Here is a 17,044-nt window from a genome sequence, read left to right as displayed (position 1 = left end):
CGCACCGTCCGCATCCTTCGAAAGGTGACCATGGACTACCGCTACCACTGCGCCATCCCCGCCGTCGACGGCCGGAACACGCTGCCCTTCAATCCCTGCCGGCTGCTGGACTTCACCCTGCTGCGGCTGTCGGCCGGCGAGTCCTGGACCGGCGAGTCCGGTGACCGGGAGATCCTGGCCGTCATCCTCGGTGGCACGGCCAGCTTCACCGTCGCCGGCCGCCACTTCCCACAGGTCGGTGGGCGTCCGGACGTCTTCTCCGGCAAGCCGCACTCGGTCTACCTCCCGGCCGGCTCCTCGGTGACAGTCGAGGCGGTCACCGACGTGGAGATCGCCCTCCCCAGCGCCCCCAGCGAGCTGAGCACCGACCCCTATGTCATCGCGCCGGAACAGGTCGTCAGCGGACGCTGGGGAGCGGCCAACTTCGGCCGTACCTACCACCAGATCCTCACCGAGATCTCGCAGCCGGACCTGCCCGCCCGCCGGCTCATCGTCGGCGAAACCTACACGCCCTCGGGCAACTGGAGCACCTACCCGCCTCACCGGCACAGAATCGACGACCTGCCCGCCGAGGCCGCGCACGAGGAGATGTACTACTACCGCGTCAACCCGGCGGACGGGTTCGGTATCAGCCGGGTCTATACCGACGACGGGTACGAGGAGAACGTCACCATCCGCGAGCACGTGATGCAGATGATGCCCGAGGGGTACCACACCGTGGTCAGCGCGCCCGGCTACACCACCTATTTCCTGTGGTTCCTGGCCGGCACCCAGCGCACCCAGGGCGCCCGCGAAGACGCCGCGCTCGCCTGGGTGGGCCAGACCGTACCGACCCTGCGCAGCTTGGGCCTGTAGCGATGGAAAACGCCGATTCTCTTCCCACGTTGATTGGACACGTCATGAAGCGGAGCAGACTGTTCCACGGCCACGTATCGCGGAGCACCCGGTCGCCGCGCCGACTCCTGGTCGCGCTGGTGGCCGCGTTGACGGCGCTGGTGGGTGGGGTGGTGGTGGTGTCCGCGCCGGCCGCCGCCGCGACGAGTCAGTTTCGGGGGATGAACTGGGCGGTGTTGGGGGACAACTTCAGCACCGGTCCGTTGGTGGTGCAGGGTCTGAGTATGTCGGACAGCAACGCGACGGTGCGGGCCAAGGCCACCTCGTTGTATGACGACATGGCCGCCACGTTGGGGGTGAACACCGTTCGGTTGCCGGTCAACACGCACACCGTCGGCACCGCGTGGTGGGAGGCGTACCGGGGGGCGATCGACGCGGCGACCGCTCGGGGGTTCAAGGTGATCCTGGCGTATTGGGAGGACGGGGCGGCCTCGGGCGGGCGGATCACGAACCTGGGGGCGTGGAACGCGATGTGGTCCACGGTGATCACGGCGTACGCATCGAATCCGAACGTGTACTTCGAGCCGATGAACGAGCCGCACGGCTACTCCTCGGCCGAGTGGCGGACCGTGGCGGCGAACTGGCTCACCGCGCACTCGGCGGCCCCGCCCGGGCGGGTGCTGATCGGGGGTACCGGGTTCAGTCAGGATCTGCGGGATCTGTGTACCGACAGTCGGTTCAGCGGCACGCTGCTGTCGTTCCACTACTACGCGTTCTTCTACGGCGCGATGACGTACGACGCGTTCCGCAGCCACATCCAGACCCGCCTGGGCTCCTGCGCCTCCCGGGCGGTCGCGACCGAGTTCGGCGCGCCCATGAACGACGGCCGTAACTACGCCGACCCGAACAGCACCGACAACTTCGTGCGGTACATCCGGGCCATGGCCCAGGTCATGCGGGACAACCAGATGGGCGGCACCTACTGGCCCGCCCTGGGCGGCAAACCCGGCAGCATCGGCTACGACTGGTACTCGATGTACGCGCTCAGCGGCGGCGGCACCGACCTCAACCTCACCGTTCGCAACACCTCCGGCGCCGACCGGCTGCGCTACGCCTGGGGCGACACCGTCGGTGGCGATCCCACCACGCCACCACCGAGCACCGGCACCACCTACCGCCTCGACGCCCGACACAGCGGCAAGACGATGACCGTCCAAGCGCCGGCCGCCGACAACGGCACCCGCATCGCCCAATACCCCTACACGGGCAGCCCCGCGCAACAGTGGCAGTTCCAGGACGCCGGCAGCGGCTACTGGCGCATCGTCAGCAAAAACAGCGGTAAATGCCTCGACATCGTCGGCGCCTCCACCGCCGACAACGCCGACCTGATCCAGTACACCTGCGGCACCGGCACCAACCAACAATTCCAGATGATCACCAACGGCAGCTACTTCCAACTCCGCGCCCGCCACAGCGGCAAATGCCTCGACGTCCCCGCCGCCTCGACCACCGACGGCACCATCATCAAGCAATACACCTGCAACAACGGCACCAACCAACAGTGGACGCGGACGACCGTCTGACAACCCACCCGGCAGCACCCCCGGCTCCGAGCTGTCGACCGGAGCCGGGGGTGCGTGCCGTCGCGACGACCTGCGCCACGGTCGTCGGGCGCTATCATCGGACGGCCGATCGGCCGGTCCTCACCCGGGAGTGTGCACGTGTTCCTGACGTCGGTGTCCCGCCGGGCCCGGTACGCGCTGACGGCCGCGTTGGTGGCCGTCACGGCTGCCGGTTGTGGCGACGGCAATGAGACGCAGCGATACGCCGACCACATACGGGTCGAGGGATTCACGCTGGTCAAGACCACGTACTCGAACGGCGAGGGTCAGTCCTATCTCGGGCCGGCCGGCGACGAGGTTCCGGTGGTCACCGCGCCCGGCCTCACCCTGAGCCCGGGTGGTACGGACCTGTCGTACCTGTTCTACGACTACCTGGCCACCGGCGAGGGCAGCGACGCGGACACCGGTGCCTGTCGGGTGACGGTGTACGAGATCCGGGACCGGACCAAGGCGGTGGCCTACCTCGATGACGACCTGAACAGCAGCCAACAGCAGGCGGTGCGCGACGGCACGTCCAGGATCGTGCACATCGACGTGCTCTGCGACGCGCAGGCCGACGTCTGAGCCGGTGCGGGTCGGCGGTTCGCCCGGCGGTTGTCCAGCTCCTGTCAAGTGCTCCTCAACTGGCGTTGCCTACAACTCCAGGTGCAGCGTTTTTCGCACCGCACAAAGGAGCCCTCATGGCCGACGTCACCCCACCGTCGTTCAGCGGCGTGCACCACGTCGCTTTCACCGTCCGAAACCTCGAGGCCAGCGTGGCCTGGTACCAGAAGGTCTTCCAGGCCACGCCCGCGGACGGCAAGCTCCCGCACTACGGGCGGGAGTGGACCGGGTACGCCGAGCTGGTCATCGATCCGCGTACCGGCTTCTCCATCGGTCTGCACCACAACGAGGGCAACCGGGGCGAGGAGTTCAACGAGGTCCGTACCGGCCTCGACCATTTCTCCCTCAACGTCGAGACGCGCGAGGGGCTTGAGGCCTGGTCCGCCTGGCTCGACAGCCTGGGCGTCGCGCACTCCGGCATCCAGACCGCGAGGGAGCCGTTCCGCTACTCGACCGTCGTCTTCCGGGACATCGACAACATCCAGCTCGAAGTTGTCGCCTTCGGCGTCTGAGCCGCCGGACCGTGGGTATGACCGCCGACGCGACGGACGGGGCGGTGCCGGCCCGATGATTCAAGGAGTGGAACATGACCAAGGTTCTGATGGTGTTGACCTCGCACGACCAGCTCGGTGACACCGGCCGCAAGACCGGGTTCTGGCTGGAGGAGCTGGCCACGCCCTACTACCGCTTCCGGGACGCCGGCTGGGAGGTGACGCTCGCCTCGCCGCAGGGCGGACGGGCGCCGCTGGACCCGAAGAGCGACGAGCCGGACTTCCAGACCGACCAGACCCGCCGGTTCACCGCGGACGCCGAGGCGGAACGCCAGCTGGGGGCGACGGTACGGCTCGACTCGGTCGCCGTCGCGGACTACGACACCGTCTTCTACCCGGGCGGCCACGGACCCCTGTGGGACCTCGCCGAGGACGACACGTCGATCAGGCTGATCGAGCAGGTCGTCGCGGCGGGCAAGCCGATCGCGCTGGTGTGCCACGCCCCGGGGGTGTTGCGGCACTGCGTGACGCCCGACGGCGAGCCTCTGGTGGCCGGCCGGCGGGTCACCGGCTTCACCGACAGCGAGGAGGAGTACATGGGCCTGACGAAGGTCGTGCCCTTCCTCGTCGAGGACGAGCTGGTCGCGAAGGGCGCCGACTTCTCCGGGGCGGGCAACTTCGAGCCGTACGTGGTGAGCGACGGGTTGCTCGTCACGGGCCAGAACCCGGCGTCCTCAGGGCCGGCGGCGGATCAGTTGATGTCCCTGGTGGGCCGTAGCGACGGGTAGCAGCCGTGACCTCCGTCCGGCGGGTGCCACCGCCCGCCGGACGGCGTCGTCGGGTGGCAACGCCGCCGGCGAAGTCAGCGGGACCGCACGGTGTGCACCGCGGAGACCGCACCGGCCCCCTCCCCGACGGCGGTCGCCACCCGCTTGGTGGAGCCGGAGCGGATGTCGCCCACCGCGAAGACGCGCGCGGAGCTGGTCTGGAACGGCAGCGGCGCGTCGTGCGTGCCGGGAGGCAGTCGGCTGTCGGTCAGCACGAAACCGCTGTCGTCCGTCGCGATGCCCGTCATCCATCCGGACTCCGGTTCGGCGCCGATGAAGCAGAACAGCCCTCGACAGTCCAACCGCGTGGGATCACCCTCCTTCGCCACGACGATCGCCGTCAGGGTGTCCTCTCCGTGCAGCTCCCGCAGGGTGCTGCCGGTGTGGACGGTGATCCTGGGATCGGCCCGGATCCGGTCGGTCAGGTACGCCGACATCTTGGCTCCGAGGTCGGCCGCGCGCACCACCAGGTGTACGGAGCAGCCGCGCGCGGCCAGGGAGAGCGCGGCCTGCCCGGCCGAATTGGCGCCGCCCAGCACGGCGACCGGCTGGGACTCGTACCCACGCACGTCCAGTTCGGTAGCCGCGTACCGGACGCAGCCGCTCTGCTCGAACTCCGCCCACCGCTCGATGTCGAGGCGTCGGTACCGCGCTCCGGTGGCCGCGATGACCGCGGACGTCCCGATCCGGGTGCCGTCCGCCAATTCCACGACCGGACGCCTCTGGTCGGAGACGTCGAGGCCGACCACCGCGCACGGCGCGTAGATCTGAACGCCGAACTTCAGCGCCTGGAGCATCGCCAGCCGGGCCAACTGCTCGCCGCTGACCCCCTCGGGGAAGCCGAGGTAGTTCTCGATGCGCGCGCTCTTGGCCGCCTGGCCGCCCAGGCCGGTGCCGTCCAGCAGCACCGTGACGAGACCCTCGGAGGCGGCGTACACCGCCGCGGCCAGCCCGGCCGGCCCGGCGCCGACCACGACCAGGTCGGGGTCGCGCGCCGTGGCGACGTAGGTCAGACCGAGGGCCTCGGCGACCGTGCCGGGAGTGGCGCGACGCAGTACGCGGTTGCTGGTGACCGCGACCGGAAGGTCGTCCGCGCCGACGTCCTCCGCCCGCAGGAGCGCCCGCCCGGGCAGCGACGCCGCGTCGAGCCAGGTGTGCGGGAGGAGCATCTGGTTCACGTACGTCCGCAGCTCCAGCGACTCGGCCACGTGCGGCCGACCGACGATCTCCAGGGCGTTGCCGGCCACGCCGCGCATGAGCTCGCGCCGGGCCCGGAAGGTCTCGATCAGCACGTCGGCGATGTCGACCTGGTCGGCGAGCACTCGGCGCAGCTCGGGGGCGGTGATCCGGACAACCGTACCGGCCGTCACGACGCGGACCGTGAGGAACACCTGCTGCCCGGTCAGCAGGCTCAGTTCGCCGAGGAACTCGCCCGGTCCACGCCGGTAGATCAGCCGTTCGGGCTCCAGCGCCGTCGCGTTGCGGACCGCCTCGGCGGTCGCCGTACGCAGCAGGAAGAAGTCGTAGGTGCTGTCCCCGGCGGCGTACAGATGTTGGCCCTGACGCACCTCCTCCTCGGCGCCGTAGCTGGCGAGGCGGTCGAACTGCTCCGCGTCGAGGACAGGACCGTCGGCGTCTCGGATGCTCACAGTCGAACGGTAGGTGCCCCGTGTTGACGAGGAGTGGATCGGCACTGAGTTCGCCGCGTCGTGTCACTCACCTCGGGCCGTATTCATGGCCGGGGCGTCGCGGCCGCGACGGTTCGCCGGGGCCGACCGACGGTGGTGAGGTAGAGGACCAGGCCGGCGCTGGTGAGGACGAATCCCGCCCACACCGTGGAGAGGGTTCCCCAGCCGACGCCGAGGGCGACGGCGCCGCCGATCGCGCCGAGCGAGTTGGCGAGGTTGAGGGCGGCCAGGTTGAGCGCGCCCATCAGGGTCGGCGCGTCGGGTGCGAACTGGGTCAGCCGTACCTGGATGGCGGGAATGGCGAACATCATGGTCGCGCCGACGCCGAACAGCGCCGGCATGAGGATCAGAATCTCCCGGCCGGCGAGCCCGATGGCCACGAGCAGCACGAGGACGTAGCTGAACCCGTAGATCAGCGGTCGGCTGCCGTCGTGGTCGGCGGCGCGACCGCCGAAGTAGTTCCCGAACGCCATGCCGAGGCCGAAGACGGCCAGGGCGACCGGAATCAGCGACGTGCTCTCCCGTGCCGCGTCGGTGACGAACGGCCCGATGAAGGTGTAGACGGCGAAGATGCTGGAGATGCCGAGGGCCGCGACCGCGACCATGAGCCAGACCTCGCGTCGCCGGAGGGCGGCGAGTTCGTGCGCCACCGCGCCGCCGTGCAGGTCGTCGGTGCGCGGCAGCCACCCCAGGAGCGCCGCGCCGGCCAGCAGCCCCAGGCCGACCACGGTCCAGTAGGTCGCCCGCCACCCGGCCTGCTGGCCGACGAGGGTGCCGAGCGGCGACCCGAGGATGGTGGCCACCGTCAGGCCGCCCATCACGGTGGCGAAGGCCCGGCCACCCTTGCCGGGACCGTAGACGTACGCGGCGACGACCGCCCCCGCGCCGAAGAACGCGCCCTGCACGCTTCCCGTGATGAAGCGGAAGACGACGAGGGTCGCGATGTTCGGGGCCAGGCCGGACAGGACGTTGCCGACCAGGAACAACGTGATCAGACCCAGCAGGAGGGTACGGCGGTTGGCGCGCGCCGCGAGAAGCGTGATCGCCGGTGAGCCGATCATGACGCCGAAGGCGTAGGCGCTGATCGCGTACGTCGCGACCGGGATGGACGCGCCCAGGTCCGCGGCGAAGAGTTGCAGGATCCCGTTGCTGCCGAACTCGCCGGTGCCGATGGCGAAGGTGCCCAGCGCCAGCGCGAGGAGGGTCAGTGCCGGGCGGGGACCGGGCCGAGCGGCGGTAGCCCGCTGCGCTGGAGCGTTCTGCTGGGGTTCGTCCGGATCGCCGTGGACGTCGGGATGCGCCGGCTGGAGCCGGGTGCTGTTCTCTGACGTGGTCATGGAGCCTTGTCCTCGCGCAGGGATGTCGTGCGCGGACATCCTGACGTCAGCCAGTTGACAGTTTCTGACGTTTGTCGGACCGGGCGGATGTCCTCGCGTCCTGGGCGAGCAGCAGGAGCGCGGCCAGCGTCAGCAGTCCACCGACGAGCGCGAGCACGCGCGCTCCCGACGTGGGCAGGAGGGCGCCGCCGAGCAGCGATCCGCCGGCGATGCCGACGTTGAAGGCGGTGCTGACGCCGGCCGACGCGATGTCGGTGCTGCCGGGAGCCAGGTGCAGCATCCGGTTCTGCACGGCGGACGCGAACGCCGCGTAGGCGAGGCCGAGCCCGGCGAGGAACGCGACCGCGCCGGGTCGGAGCACGCCGAGTCCGTACATGCCGAACAGCGCGGCCGTACCGATGCCCAGCGGCGTCAGCAGCGAGGCGATCGGCCGGGCGTCCAGGGTCCGGGCCGAGAGCAGGGTGCCGACGACGGCCGCGACACCGGCGGTGAACAGCAGCGGCGTCAGGGCCGCGTCGGTGAAGCCGCTGACGTCCAGCAGGAACGGTGCGATGTAGGTCTGCAGGGTCAGGAAGCCGCCGACGCCGAGGGCGGTGGCGGTCAGTAGCACGGCGAAGCGCCGCCCGTCCGGTGCGGTGCCCCGGGCCGCGCCGCCAGCCTCCGGCGGGTACGTGGGCACCAGGACGAGCACCGCGGTGGCGATCACCAGACCGATCCCCGCCAGCGCCGCGAACGACGCGCGCCAACCTGCCTGCTGACCGATCCAGGTGCCGAGGGGTACGCCGAGCACCGGCGCGAGCGTCACTCCGGCCCCGAACAGCGCCACCACCCGGCCCCGCACCGCGAGGGGGAAGGGCCCGATCACCGTCGCCGTGGCGATGGACCAGAACAGCGCCTGGGCCACGGCGGTCACGAGCCGGGCGCCGGCCAGCATGGCGTACGTGTGCGCGAGCGCGGCGGTGCCGTTCGCGGCGGCGAACAGGAACATCGTCACGCCGAGCAGGTGTCGACGGGGGATTCGCCGGGTCAGCCGGGCCAGCGGGACGGACGCCAGCACGACCACGACGGCGTACCCGCTGACCAGCAGACCCACCCGCGAGTGGGACCGGTCGAGGTCGACCGCGATGTGGGTCAGCAGGCCGACCGGCAGCAGCTCGGTCGTGACGAACGCGAACGCGGCCAGGGAGAGCGTGACGAGGACGGCCCTGGCCCTGGACGGCGACACCTGGGGCGTCACCGTCGGGGCCACCGTCCGGTGGGCGCTTGACGGTGGAGACCGCGCCGATATAATTCATCGAACCGGGATGTCATCAGATGAGGAAACTCCTCCGTTCGGCACGTACATACCCGTCGAGTCGAGCCGGCCCGCCGTTCGAGCAGCGTGGAGGCCTTGTGTCCACTATAGATTCGCCGCTGGCGGCTGTCCGGCACGATCTGCCCGCGCACGGCACGGGCTGGGTCGACGACGTCCTGCTGGCCGGGCCGGGCAACGAGACCTGCCTCGTCCTCGGCATGCCGATCACGCGGGCGCAGCTGCGCGCCGAGGTGGCCTCCCGGCAGGCCCGGCTCACCGACGCCGGGCTGCGTCCGGGCGGCGCGATAGCGCTGCGACTGCCCTCCTCGCTGGCGTACGTGGCCAACCTGCTCGCCGCCTGGCGGATCGGGGCCCAGGTGACGCTGCTCGACCACCGGCTCTCGCGCGGCGAGGTCGAGCGGGCGCTCGAACGGGTCGGCGCGCAGTTCCTCGTCCAACCCGTCGACGCCGTGCTCCCGCCCCTGCGCGGCTTCGTGACCGTCGACGAGACGGTCATCGCACGCCCGGCCGGTCGGCCGGCGTCGACGCCGCACGCCCTCATCCAGCTGAGCTCCGGGTCCACCGGCCCGTCGAAGGTCATCGGCCGCACCGTCGACGACCTCGTCGCCGAGATCGAGCGCTACACGCTCACCGACGGCGTGCCCCGCCCCGGCGAGCGGCTCGTGCTGCTCGCGTCGATGGCGCACGTGCTCGGCCTGGTCGGCGGCCTGCTCTACGCCCTGCACGCCCGCGTCACGCTCACGCTGCCGGAGCGGATGACGGTGGGCGGCGTGCTGGGCGTCATCGCGGGGGACTCCACGCCGACCACGGTGATCGGCGTGCCCGTCCACCTCGAAATGCTGATGGCCGGCCGTCCCGCCGGGCCGTTGCCGCAGTTCGTACGGATGACCACGGCGGGCGAGCTGGTCCGGCCCGGCGTTCCCGAGCGCTTCGCGGAGTGCTACGACACCGTGTTGGGCAACATGTACGGGATGACCGAGGTCGGCGTCATCGCCACCGACCTGTTCGGCGCGCACCGGCCCGGCGTACGCCCGGCGCCCGGGATCGACGTACGGGTCGTCGACGGTGAGCTGCAGGTCCGTCGGCCGGTCACCCCGTACGTGGGGCTCGTCGACGAGAGTCGCTGGTCCGACGGCTGGCTACGCACCCGTGACGCCGCCACGCTCGACCCCGCCACGGGGCTGGTCACGATCCGCGGTCGCCTCGACTCGCAGGTGTCCATCGGGGGCCTCAAGGTCGACCTCACCGAAGTCGAACAGGCCATCCTCGACCTGCCCGGCGTCACCGAGGTGGTCGTGACGTTCGACGGCGGCGCCATCGAGGCGTACACGGCCGTCGACCAGCCGTTGACCGGCCGTGAGCTGGACGCCGCGTTGGAGGACGTCCTGGCCCCGTACAAGCGACCGCTGCGGTGGCAGATCCTGGAACGGCTGCCGCGTACGTCCAGCGGCAAGCTGGTCCGCGACGTCGCCGTGTTGCGTCGGGCGTCGGCCGAGCCGACGTCGTCATGATGCCCCGGGACGGGACGTGGGTGGCGCGGCGGCCGACCGGCCGTCATGACGCGGGCGCCTCCGGTGGGTCGACGAGCAGTCGGATGCCACCGGTGTCGCCCTGGTCCGGTCGGTCCTGTCCGGCGACGGCCAGCACCAGGCCCTCGGGGAGGGTGCCGCAGGCCACCCCGGCCCGGCTACCGGGCACGGGGCGCAGCGGCAGCGACCCCGGCGGATCCGGCCAGACTGGCGGCAGCACCAGCGGCTGCCGCAGGCCGCCGCCGCGCAGGCCGGTGCCGCGCGCCTTGCCGATGGCCTCCTTCTGGGTCCACAGCCAGAGGAACGCGCTGGTGTGCAGCGCCTCCGGCTGGTCGGTCAGCCAGTCGGCGTCGGCCGGCGCCATCCAGCGTCGAGCCAACGCCGCGCCGGGCAGCGCGCGTTCGCGCTCGACGTCCACGCCGACCGGAGTCACCGCGGAGACGGCCACCGCCACCACGCCGCGCCCGTGGCTGATGCTCGCGTGCAGCCCGCGTGCCGCGCCGGTGAGCCTCGGCCGGCCGGTCTGGTCCCGTGCCACGCCAACGTTGGCGGCCGGCACGCCGAGCAGGTCGGCAGCGGTGCTGACCAGATGCTCCGACGCCCGGCCCCTGGGGTCGCCGGTGATCGTCGCAATCCGCACCACGACCCATTCCATGGGAGGAGTCAAGCAATGTCAGATGAGGTTCGCCAGTCCATCGTCGATGCGCTGGCCCAGATGAACTACGACGTCGACGACGTCACCGGCGACACGGTGCTCGGCCCCGCCGGGCTGGACCTGGAGTCGCTGGCCGTCGCCGAACTCGCGGTCCGCGTCGAGGACACCTTCGGCGTCAAGTTCACCGACGAGGAGTTGGAGAAGCTGGCCGACTACACGCTCGACCGGTTCGCCGCCGAGGTGGCCGGGCGCGCGGAGCCAGCGCGGAGCGCCCCCGTCGCACCGGCCACCTCGGCGGAGTGAGGGTGGGCGACAGCGATCGCCGCGACGAGATCCTGTCGATCCTCGCCGACGTGGGCTACCGGAGTGTCGACGCCTCGCGTGAGCGCATCGACTCGCTGGAGCTCGCCCGGCTGGTCTACGAGATAGAGCGGCGCTACGGCCTCGACCTCGACCTCGACGACGACGAGCTGGCGGCGATGTCCACGGTGACCGGTGCGGCGGAGATCCTCAGTCGTCTTACCCTGACGGCGGCGGAGTCGGAGTGACCCGCTCGACTGTCGTGGTCACCGGACTGGGCCTCCTGACGGCCCACGGCCGCGGCCCCGCGCCGCTGCTGGCGGCGGTGCTGGCCGGGAAGCCCGCGTTCGGCGAGGTCCGTCGCTTCGACCCGGGCCGTAGCCGGGTACGAGCGGCGGCCACCCTCGCCGACACCGAAGACCTGGCCGCCGAGGTGGTCGCCGTCGTGGCGGACGCCTGCGACGACGCCGGGTTGGCACACCGGCGCGGCGAGTGCGCGCTGTACTTCGCTACCGGCACGGGCACCAGCGTGGTCCGCGCCGGAGGATCGGGCAACGGGCCGGCCGTGTTGGCCGCCACCGTGGCCCGGCGAACCGGCCTCGGCGGCGTCGCGCGGGTCTACACGTCGGCGTGTGTGGCGGGCAGCACCGCGCTGGCCGAGGCCGCCTCGATGATCGCCCGGGGTCGGTGCGAGCGGGCCGTGGTCGCCGGGGGCTTCCTCGTCGACGCCGACCACCAGGCCCTCTTCGACGCCGGCCGGGCCCTGGCCGACGACGGCGCCGTCCGCCCGTTCAGCAACGGCCGGCGCGGCATGCTGCTGGGCGACGCGGTCGTCGCCGTGGTGCTGGAGTCGGCGGCCGCCGCCCAGGGACGGGGCGGTCGGGTGCGGTCCCGGCTGGCCGGCTGGGCCCGGGCCGGCGACGCCTACCACGTCTGCCAGCCCGATCCGGGTGGCGCCGGGATGGGCTCGGCCATCCGCGCCGGCCTGGCCCGGGCCGGCGTGACGCCGCAGGAGTTGGCGTACGTTAACGCCAACGGCACCGGCACGACACGTGCCGACGCGGCCGAGAGCAGCGCGTTGCGCGTCGGCCTCGGCACGGCGGTCGAGTCGGTGGCGGTGAGCTCGACCAAGTCCGTGCACGGGCATGCCCTGGAGGCGTCCGGCCTGCTGGAGTTCGCGGTCACCGCGCTGGCCCTCGACGCCGGCCGGTTGCCGGTCAATGCCGGCTTTATCGAGGCGGACCCGCAGTGCCCGGTACGGGTGGTGCGCGAGCCCGGCCCGATGGTCGGCCGGTACGCCCTGAGCTGCAACTTCGCGTTCGGTGGCGCCAACACCGCTCTGGTGCTGGGGGCGGTGTGACCGGCCTCGACACCGCTTCAGGCGCGGTCCGTGAGCTGGCCCGCGCGGCGTGGCCCGAGCCCGGCGACGCCGGCCGGCCACCCGCGGTCCGCGGGTTCGTCGCCTCGCCGTTCCCCCCGCTCGTCGTGGCCGTCGCCAGCCGCTGCCTGCGACGGCGCGCCGGCGCGGGTGCCCACGGGCCGACCGCCGTCGTCCTGGTCAGCGCGTACGCCGACCAGGCCACCGCGGCGGCCATCGCCGGGGAGGTGGACGGTGGCCGGCGGGTGTCGCCGATGTACTTCTTCCAATCCGTGCCGAACTCGGTCCTCGGCCACGTCGCCACCGAGTGGGCCCTGACCGGACCGGTCGTGTCGCTCAGCCCGAGCGGCGATCCGTTCGGCGAGGGCCGGGCGGTGGCGGAGGGCCTGTTCGCCGACGGGGACGCGGCGGAGGCGCTGGTGATCGTCGTCGAGCACGACACCGACCCGGCCCAGCCCACCGGCGCGACCGCCCTGCTGCTCACGCCGGACCACGAGATGACCAGGCCGCCGACCGGCGGCGGACAAGGCGGTTGACATGACCGGATCGACCCGACCCTCGGCCACCATCACCGGTATGGGGCTGGTGACGCCCGTCGGGCGGGGGGTAACGGACTTCTTCGCGGCGATCTGCAACGGGCGCTCCGGGCTGGTGCGCCCGCCCGAGGGGCACGGCGCGGCCGCCGCCACGGAGGTGGTCGGGATCGCCCCGGACATCGACCCCACCACCGTGTTGCCGCCCAACGAGGTGCTGGCCGCCGACCGGTTCCTGATCATGGGTCTGGCCGCCGCCGACGACGCGATGCGTGACGCCGGCCTGGAGGTCGGCCGCGACGTCGACCCACTGCGGGTCGCCGTGGTCGTCTCCAGTGGCGCGGGTGGCCTCACCACCTACGAGGCGCAGGCCAAGGCCCGCGAGGAGCGCGGCCGCACCGCCGTGAGCGCGTACCTCTATCCGGGTTTCCTCCCCAACATGGCCGCCGCGCGCATTGCCATCAGGTACGGCATCCAGGGCTACAGCTCGTGCATCGCGACCGCCTGCGCGGCCAGCGCGCACGCCGTGGCGGAGGCGCTGCGACTCATCCGGTCCGGCGACGCGGACGTGGTCGTGTGCGGTGGGGCGGAGTCACCGCTCGGGCCGACCGGCACCGCCGGTTTCGCCAACGCGCGGGCGCTCGCCACCGGCTGGTCCGACCCGACGCAGGCGAGCCGCCCGTTCGACCGGCGACGCAACGGCTTCGTGCTCGGCGAGGGCGCCGGGATCCTGGTCGTCGAGCGCGCCGAGCACGCGGACGCGCGCGGGGTTGCCGGCTACGCCGACATCATCGGGTGGGGCGCCACCACCGACGCCTTCCACCCCACGTCGCCGCGGGCGGACGGCGCCGGCGCCGCGCAGAGCATGCGCCGGGCGGTCGCCGACGCCGGCGTCGCGCCCACCGACGTCGACTACATCAACGCCCACGGCACGAGCACCAAACGGGGCGACCTGGCCGAGACCCGCGCCGTCCACAGCGCATTCGGTACGCACGCCCCGGCGGTCAGCTCCACCAAGGGCGTGACCGGGCACCTGCTGGGCAGCGCCGGAGCCGTCGAGGCGGCGGCGACGGCCCTGGCGGTCACCTACGGGATGCTGCCGCCGACCAACAACCTGGACGATCCGGACCCGGCCTGCGACCTCGACCACGTGCGGGGTCAGGCGCGTCCGGTCCGGCCCCGCGCGGTCCTGTCCAACTCCTTCGCGTTCGGCGGACACAACGTCAGCCTGATGTTCGGTCCGCCCTCCACGGCGCGGGTCCGGGAGGCGGACCCGGCGGCGGCGGTCACCACCACGGATCAACGATGAGAGGAGCGCGATGACAACGACGGAATTCACGCTGACCGACGAGGAGCGGGCCGCGCTGCCCACCGACGAGGACGTCCGGTCGTACGCCGAGCGGGGCTGGTACCTCAGCCAGAAGCTGCTCACCGACGACGAGGTGGACACGCTCGTCGAGGCCACCGAGCGGTTCTACGCGGGTCACCGCGACCGGCGGTTGCCCCGGCGGCCGGCGAAGCTGGCCTACTGGGAGCCGGAACACGGCGACGTGCAGCGACACAACGACTACGTGCACTACGAGAGCGACGAGGTCGCCGCGATCCTGCGCAAGCCGATCATCGGCGCGGTCGCGGCGCGGCTGGCGGAGGCGGCCGAGATCCGGGTGTTCCAGAGCACCTTGATCCTCAAGCCGCCGAGCCCCGGCGAGCCGACCAACATCGTGCCCTGGCACTTCGACCGTCACTACTGGCAGACCTGCACCTCCGAGCGGATGCTGACCGCCTTCATCCCGATGCACGAGTGCACCGAGGAGATGGGCACGATCACGATGGTCGACGGCAGCCACACCTGGAAGGAGGTCGGGGGCGACGACAAGACCACGCGGCACTTCGCCGAGCGCGACCGTTCCGAGCTGGAGGATCTGCTCGTCAACAACGCCGAGTACAACGGCGCGCAGGTCAACAAGATCCCGATGCACATCCCCAAGGGCCACATGAGCTTCCACCACTGCCGTACGTACCACGGCAGTGGGGCCAACCGGAGTCCGCGCCCCCGGCGCGCCATCTCTCTGCACCTGCAGGACGGCGACAACCGCTACCGGCGGTTCCACCGCTCCGACGGCGACCTCGTCGTCTACAACCACGATTCCCTGGTACGCCGTGACGAGGCGGGTCTGCCCGACTACAGCGACCCGCAGTTCTGCCCGGTTCTCTGGCGCTCCTCGAACCCGCAGAGCGAGACGGCATGACCGTTGGCACGCCCCGGCCCGTGGCAGTCGCACGGGACCGGGGCGACAGCCGGCGCGATCCGCTGCTGTGGCCGGAGGAGTGCCTCTTCGCGGTGGCCCTCACCCTCGTCGCCGCGCTCGCCCTCGTCACCGGCGCGGTCTCCTGGGCGATGATCGCCGCGTCGACCGTGCTGGTCGGCGCGCTGATCGCCGGGTTCGCGCTGTCCCGGCGCCGCCGCGCCGCCGCGTCGGGGCCGGCGGTGCTCGACGCGCGGGTGGGCGGCCCGGCGAGGGTGGCCAGGTTCGTCGGCGGGGTCGCCCGGACGGCGGTGCCGTTCCTGTCCTGCCTGGTGATCTACTCAAGTCTGCGCGACATCACCCCGGAGCTGGACTTTCCGCTCGTCGACCCCGCGTTGATCGAGTTCGACCGCGCGGTCTTCGGCGGCGACGTGAGCCGTTGGCTCAACGACACCCTCGGCTCGCCCGCGTTGACGCTGTTCATGGCGATCTGCTACCTGAGCTACGGCCTCTCCCAGGGGGCGTACGCCATCTTTTCGTACGTGCGGGGCCATGTGCGCGAGTACCACGACTTCGCGCTCGCGATCTCCATCACCGCGGTGGTCGGCTACTCCGGCTACGTGCTGGTGCCGGGGGTGGGTCCGCACATCTACCAGACCGACGTCTACGCCGACCCGCTCCCCGGTCACGAGGGATCGATCGGCGGCGCGCTGGACGCCATCACCGCCGTCCAGGGTCCGGCGCGGGATCTCTTTCCCAGCCTGCACACCGCCATGACGGTGGTGCTGATGGTGTATCTGTGGCGCGACGCCCGTCGCCTGTTCTGGTGGTACCTGCCGATCGGCCTGGGGTTGCTGCTGTCCACGTTGTACCTACGCAAGCACTACGCCGTCGACCTGCTGGCCGGGACAGTTCTCGCGGTGCTGGCCGTGGTGGTGGCCGGGCGGGTCAACCGCTGGTGGTACCGGCCCCGGATCGACCCACCCGCCGAAGCAGCTCGGTCATCCGCGCCGTAACGGCGTCGACGACCTGCGGGTGGTCGAGGATGAAGTGCCCGCCGTCCACGACGGTCAGGTCGAAGCGTTCCGCCGTCTCCTGCTGCCAGGCCAGCGCGCCCGCCGCGTCGGCCATCCGATCGTGGCGGCCCACCAGGGCGGCGATCGGACACCCCAACGCCGTCCGGGGTGGGCGGGCGTAGGTCTCCGCCAGCCGCAGGTCGGTCCGCAGCACCGGCAGGGCGAGCCGTATCAGCGCCGGTTCGGCGAGGACCTCGGCCGGGGTGCCGCCGAGACGTCCCAGCGATTCGATCAGCCGGTCGTCGTCCAACCCGTGCAGAGGGCGGTGGGCGAGACCGGCGGCGGGCCCGTTGCGCCCCGCGACGATCACCAGCTCGGGGCCCGGGCCGGTGCGCGCCAGCGTCGCCGCCACCTCGTACGCCAGCAGCGCGCCGAAGCTCTGCCCGGCCAGGGCGTACGGACCCGACAGGCGGCCGCGCACCGCGTCGCACGCGGCGGTCACCAGCCGGGGCCAGTCGTCGATCGCCGGCTCCTGTCGGCGGGTGCCGTGGCCGGGCAGCTCCACCGGCTCGACGACCACTCCGGCCGGCAGCCACCGCCTCCACCTGGTGAAATGCGACGCTGAGCCACCGGCGGCCGGGAAGCCGAACACCGTCAACGACGGTGGACC

18 protein-coding genes are annotated in these 17,044 nt (G+C 71.8%); 13 read left to right on the top strand and 5 right to left on the bottom strand.

Annotation, left to right across the window (positions count from 1 at the left end):
- Positions 1-30: 30 nt before the first annotated feature.
- The 5 genes from iolB (at position 31) to ACQP03_RS20775 (ending at position 4,338) form a co-directional block, all read left to right on the top strand.
- Positions 31-855: a 5-deoxy-glucuronate isomerase gene (iolB, locus tag ACQP03_RS20795; RefSeq protein ID WP_357125703.1), complete on the top strand. Its 825-nt coding sequence runs from the start codon at positions 31-33 to the stop codon at positions 853-855.
- Between the two features lie 44 nt (positions 856-899).
- Positions 900-2,417, top strand: coding sequence for an RICIN domain-containing protein (locus tag ACQP03_RS20790; protein ID WP_357392599.1), 1,518 nt, complete (start codon positions 900-902; stop codon positions 2,415-2,417).
- A 138-nt stretch (positions 2,418-2,555) separates the two neighbouring features.
- The gene (locus tag ACQP03_RS20785) at positions 2,556-3,020 is read left to right on the top strand and encodes a hypothetical protein (RefSeq protein WP_357125167.1); all 465 of its coding nucleotides are present in this window, start codon (positions 2,556-2,558) and stop codon (positions 3,018-3,020) included.
- Positions 3,021-3,136: 116 nt separating this feature from the next.
- Positions 3,137-3,571: a VOC family protein gene (locus tag ACQP03_RS20780; RefSeq protein ID WP_357125170.1), complete on the top strand. Its 435-nt coding sequence runs from the start codon at positions 3,137-3,139 to the stop codon at positions 3,569-3,571.
- 74 nt (positions 3,572-3,645) lie between these two features.
- The gene (locus tag ACQP03_RS20775; protein ID WP_357125173.1) at positions 3,646-4,338 is read left to right on the top strand and encodes a type 1 glutamine amidotransferase domain-containing protein; all 693 of its coding nucleotides are present in this window, start codon (positions 3,646-3,648) and stop codon (positions 4,336-4,338) included.
- 74 nt (positions 4,339-4,412) lie between these two features.
- Here the strand turns inward: ACQP03_RS20775 and ACQP03_RS20770 are convergent, their stop codons facing one another.
- From ACQP03_RS20770 to ACQP03_RS20760, 3 genes are all read right to left on the bottom strand, one after another.
- On the bottom strand, positions 4,413-6,026 hold the full coding sequence (locus tag ACQP03_RS20770; RefSeq protein WP_357392598.1) for an FAD-dependent oxidoreductase: 1,614 nt from the start codon (positions 6,024-6,026) through the stop codon (positions 4,413-4,415).
- Between the two features lie 83 nt (positions 6,027-6,109).
- On the bottom strand, positions 6,110-7,402 hold the full coding sequence (locus ACQP03_RS20765) for an MFS transporter (RefSeq protein WP_357169045.1): 1,293 nt from the start codon (positions 7,400-7,402) through the stop codon (positions 6,110-6,112).
- A 46-nt stretch (positions 7,403-7,448) separates the two neighbouring features.
- The gene (locus ACQP03_RS20760; RefSeq protein WP_357392597.1) at positions 7,449-8,639 is read right to left on the bottom strand and encodes an MFS transporter; all 1,191 of its coding nucleotides are present in this window, start codon (positions 8,637-8,639) and stop codon (positions 7,449-7,451) included.
- Positions 8,640-8,914: 275 nt separating this feature from the next.
- Here ACQP03_RS20760 and ACQP03_RS20755 point away from each other — a divergent pair, with 275 nt between their 5' ends.
- Positions 8,915-10,228 (top strand): class I adenylate-forming enzyme family protein, encoded by a 1,314-nt coding sequence (locus ACQP03_RS20755; protein WP_433461195.1) that lies wholly within the window; start codon positions 8,915-8,917, stop codon positions 10,226-10,228.
- A gap of 43 nt (positions 10,229-10,271) precedes the next feature.
- Here the strand turns inward: ACQP03_RS20755 and ACQP03_RS20750 are convergent, their stop codons facing one another.
- A complete protein-coding gene (locus tag ACQP03_RS20750; protein WP_357392596.1) occupies positions 10,272-10,901 on the bottom strand; it encodes a 4'-phosphopantetheinyl transferase family protein in 630 nt (209 codons plus the stop codon).
- A 15-nt stretch (positions 10,902-10,916) separates the two neighbouring features.
- Here ACQP03_RS20750 and ACQP03_RS20745 point away from each other — a divergent pair, with 15 nt between their 5' ends.
- Genes ACQP03_RS20745 through ACQP03_RS20715 form a run of 7 tightly spaced genes read left to right on the top strand, consistent with a single transcriptional unit; the run spans position 10,917 to position 16,374 of the window.
- Positions 10,917-11,204 (top strand): acyl carrier protein, encoded by a 288-nt coding sequence (locus ACQP03_RS20745; RefSeq protein WP_357125188.1) that lies wholly within the window; start codon positions 10,917-10,919, stop codon positions 11,202-11,204.
- A 2-nt stretch (positions 11,205-11,206) separates the two neighbouring features.
- Complete coding sequence (locus tag ACQP03_RS20740; RefSeq protein WP_357125192.1) at positions 11,207-11,449, top strand: hypothetical protein; 243 nt, start codon at positions 11,207-11,209, stop codon at positions 11,447-11,449.
- On the top strand, positions 11,446-12,561 hold the full coding sequence (locus ACQP03_RS20735; RefSeq protein WP_357125195.1) for a beta-ketoacyl synthase N-terminal-like domain-containing protein: 1,116 nt from the start codon (positions 11,446-11,448) through the stop codon (positions 12,559-12,561). Before ACQP03_RS20740 ends, ACQP03_RS20735 begins: the two co-directional genes overlap by 4 nt.
- Positions 12,558-13,115, top strand: coding sequence for a beta-ketoacyl synthase chain length factor (locus ACQP03_RS20730; RefSeq protein ID WP_357125198.1), 558 nt, complete (start codon positions 12,558-12,560; stop codon positions 13,113-13,115). Before ACQP03_RS20735 ends, ACQP03_RS20730 begins: the two co-directional genes overlap by 4 nt.
- A 1-nt stretch (position 13,116) precedes the next feature.
- A complete protein-coding gene (locus ACQP03_RS20725; protein ID WP_357392595.1) occupies positions 13,117-14,421 on the top strand; it encodes a beta-ketoacyl-[acyl-carrier-protein] synthase family protein in 1,305 nt (434 codons plus the stop codon).
- Positions 14,422-14,431: 10 nt separating this feature from the next.
- Positions 14,432-15,361, top strand: a complete 930-nt coding sequence (locus ACQP03_RS20720) for a phytanoyl-CoA dioxygenase family protein (RefSeq protein WP_433458039.1) — start codon at positions 14,432-14,434, stop codon at positions 15,359-15,361.
- A 20-nt stretch (positions 15,362-15,381) separates the two neighbouring features.
- Entirely contained in the window at positions 15,382-16,374 is a 993-nt protein-coding gene (locus tag ACQP03_RS20715) for a phosphatase PAP2 family protein (RefSeq protein ID WP_357125207.1), read from the top strand.
- Here the strand turns inward: ACQP03_RS20715 and ACQP03_RS20710 are convergent.
- Positions 16,307-17,026: a thioesterase II family protein gene (locus ACQP03_RS20710; protein WP_357169055.1), complete on the bottom strand. Its 720-nt coding sequence runs from the start codon at positions 17,024-17,026 to the stop codon at positions 16,307-16,309. The two genes, ACQP03_RS20715 and ACQP03_RS20710, sit on opposite strands and share 68 nt — an antisense overlap.
- Positions 17,027-17,044 lie beyond the last annotated feature (18 nt).

Origin of the sequence: Micromonospora sp. CA-248212, assembly GCF_050948405.1 — a bacterium.
In the GTDB taxonomy this organism is placed as follows: domain Bacteria; phylum Actinomycetota; class Actinomycetes; order Mycobacteriales; family Micromonosporaceae; genus Micromonospora.
This window is presented reverse-complemented; position numbering and strand designations above follow the sequence as displayed.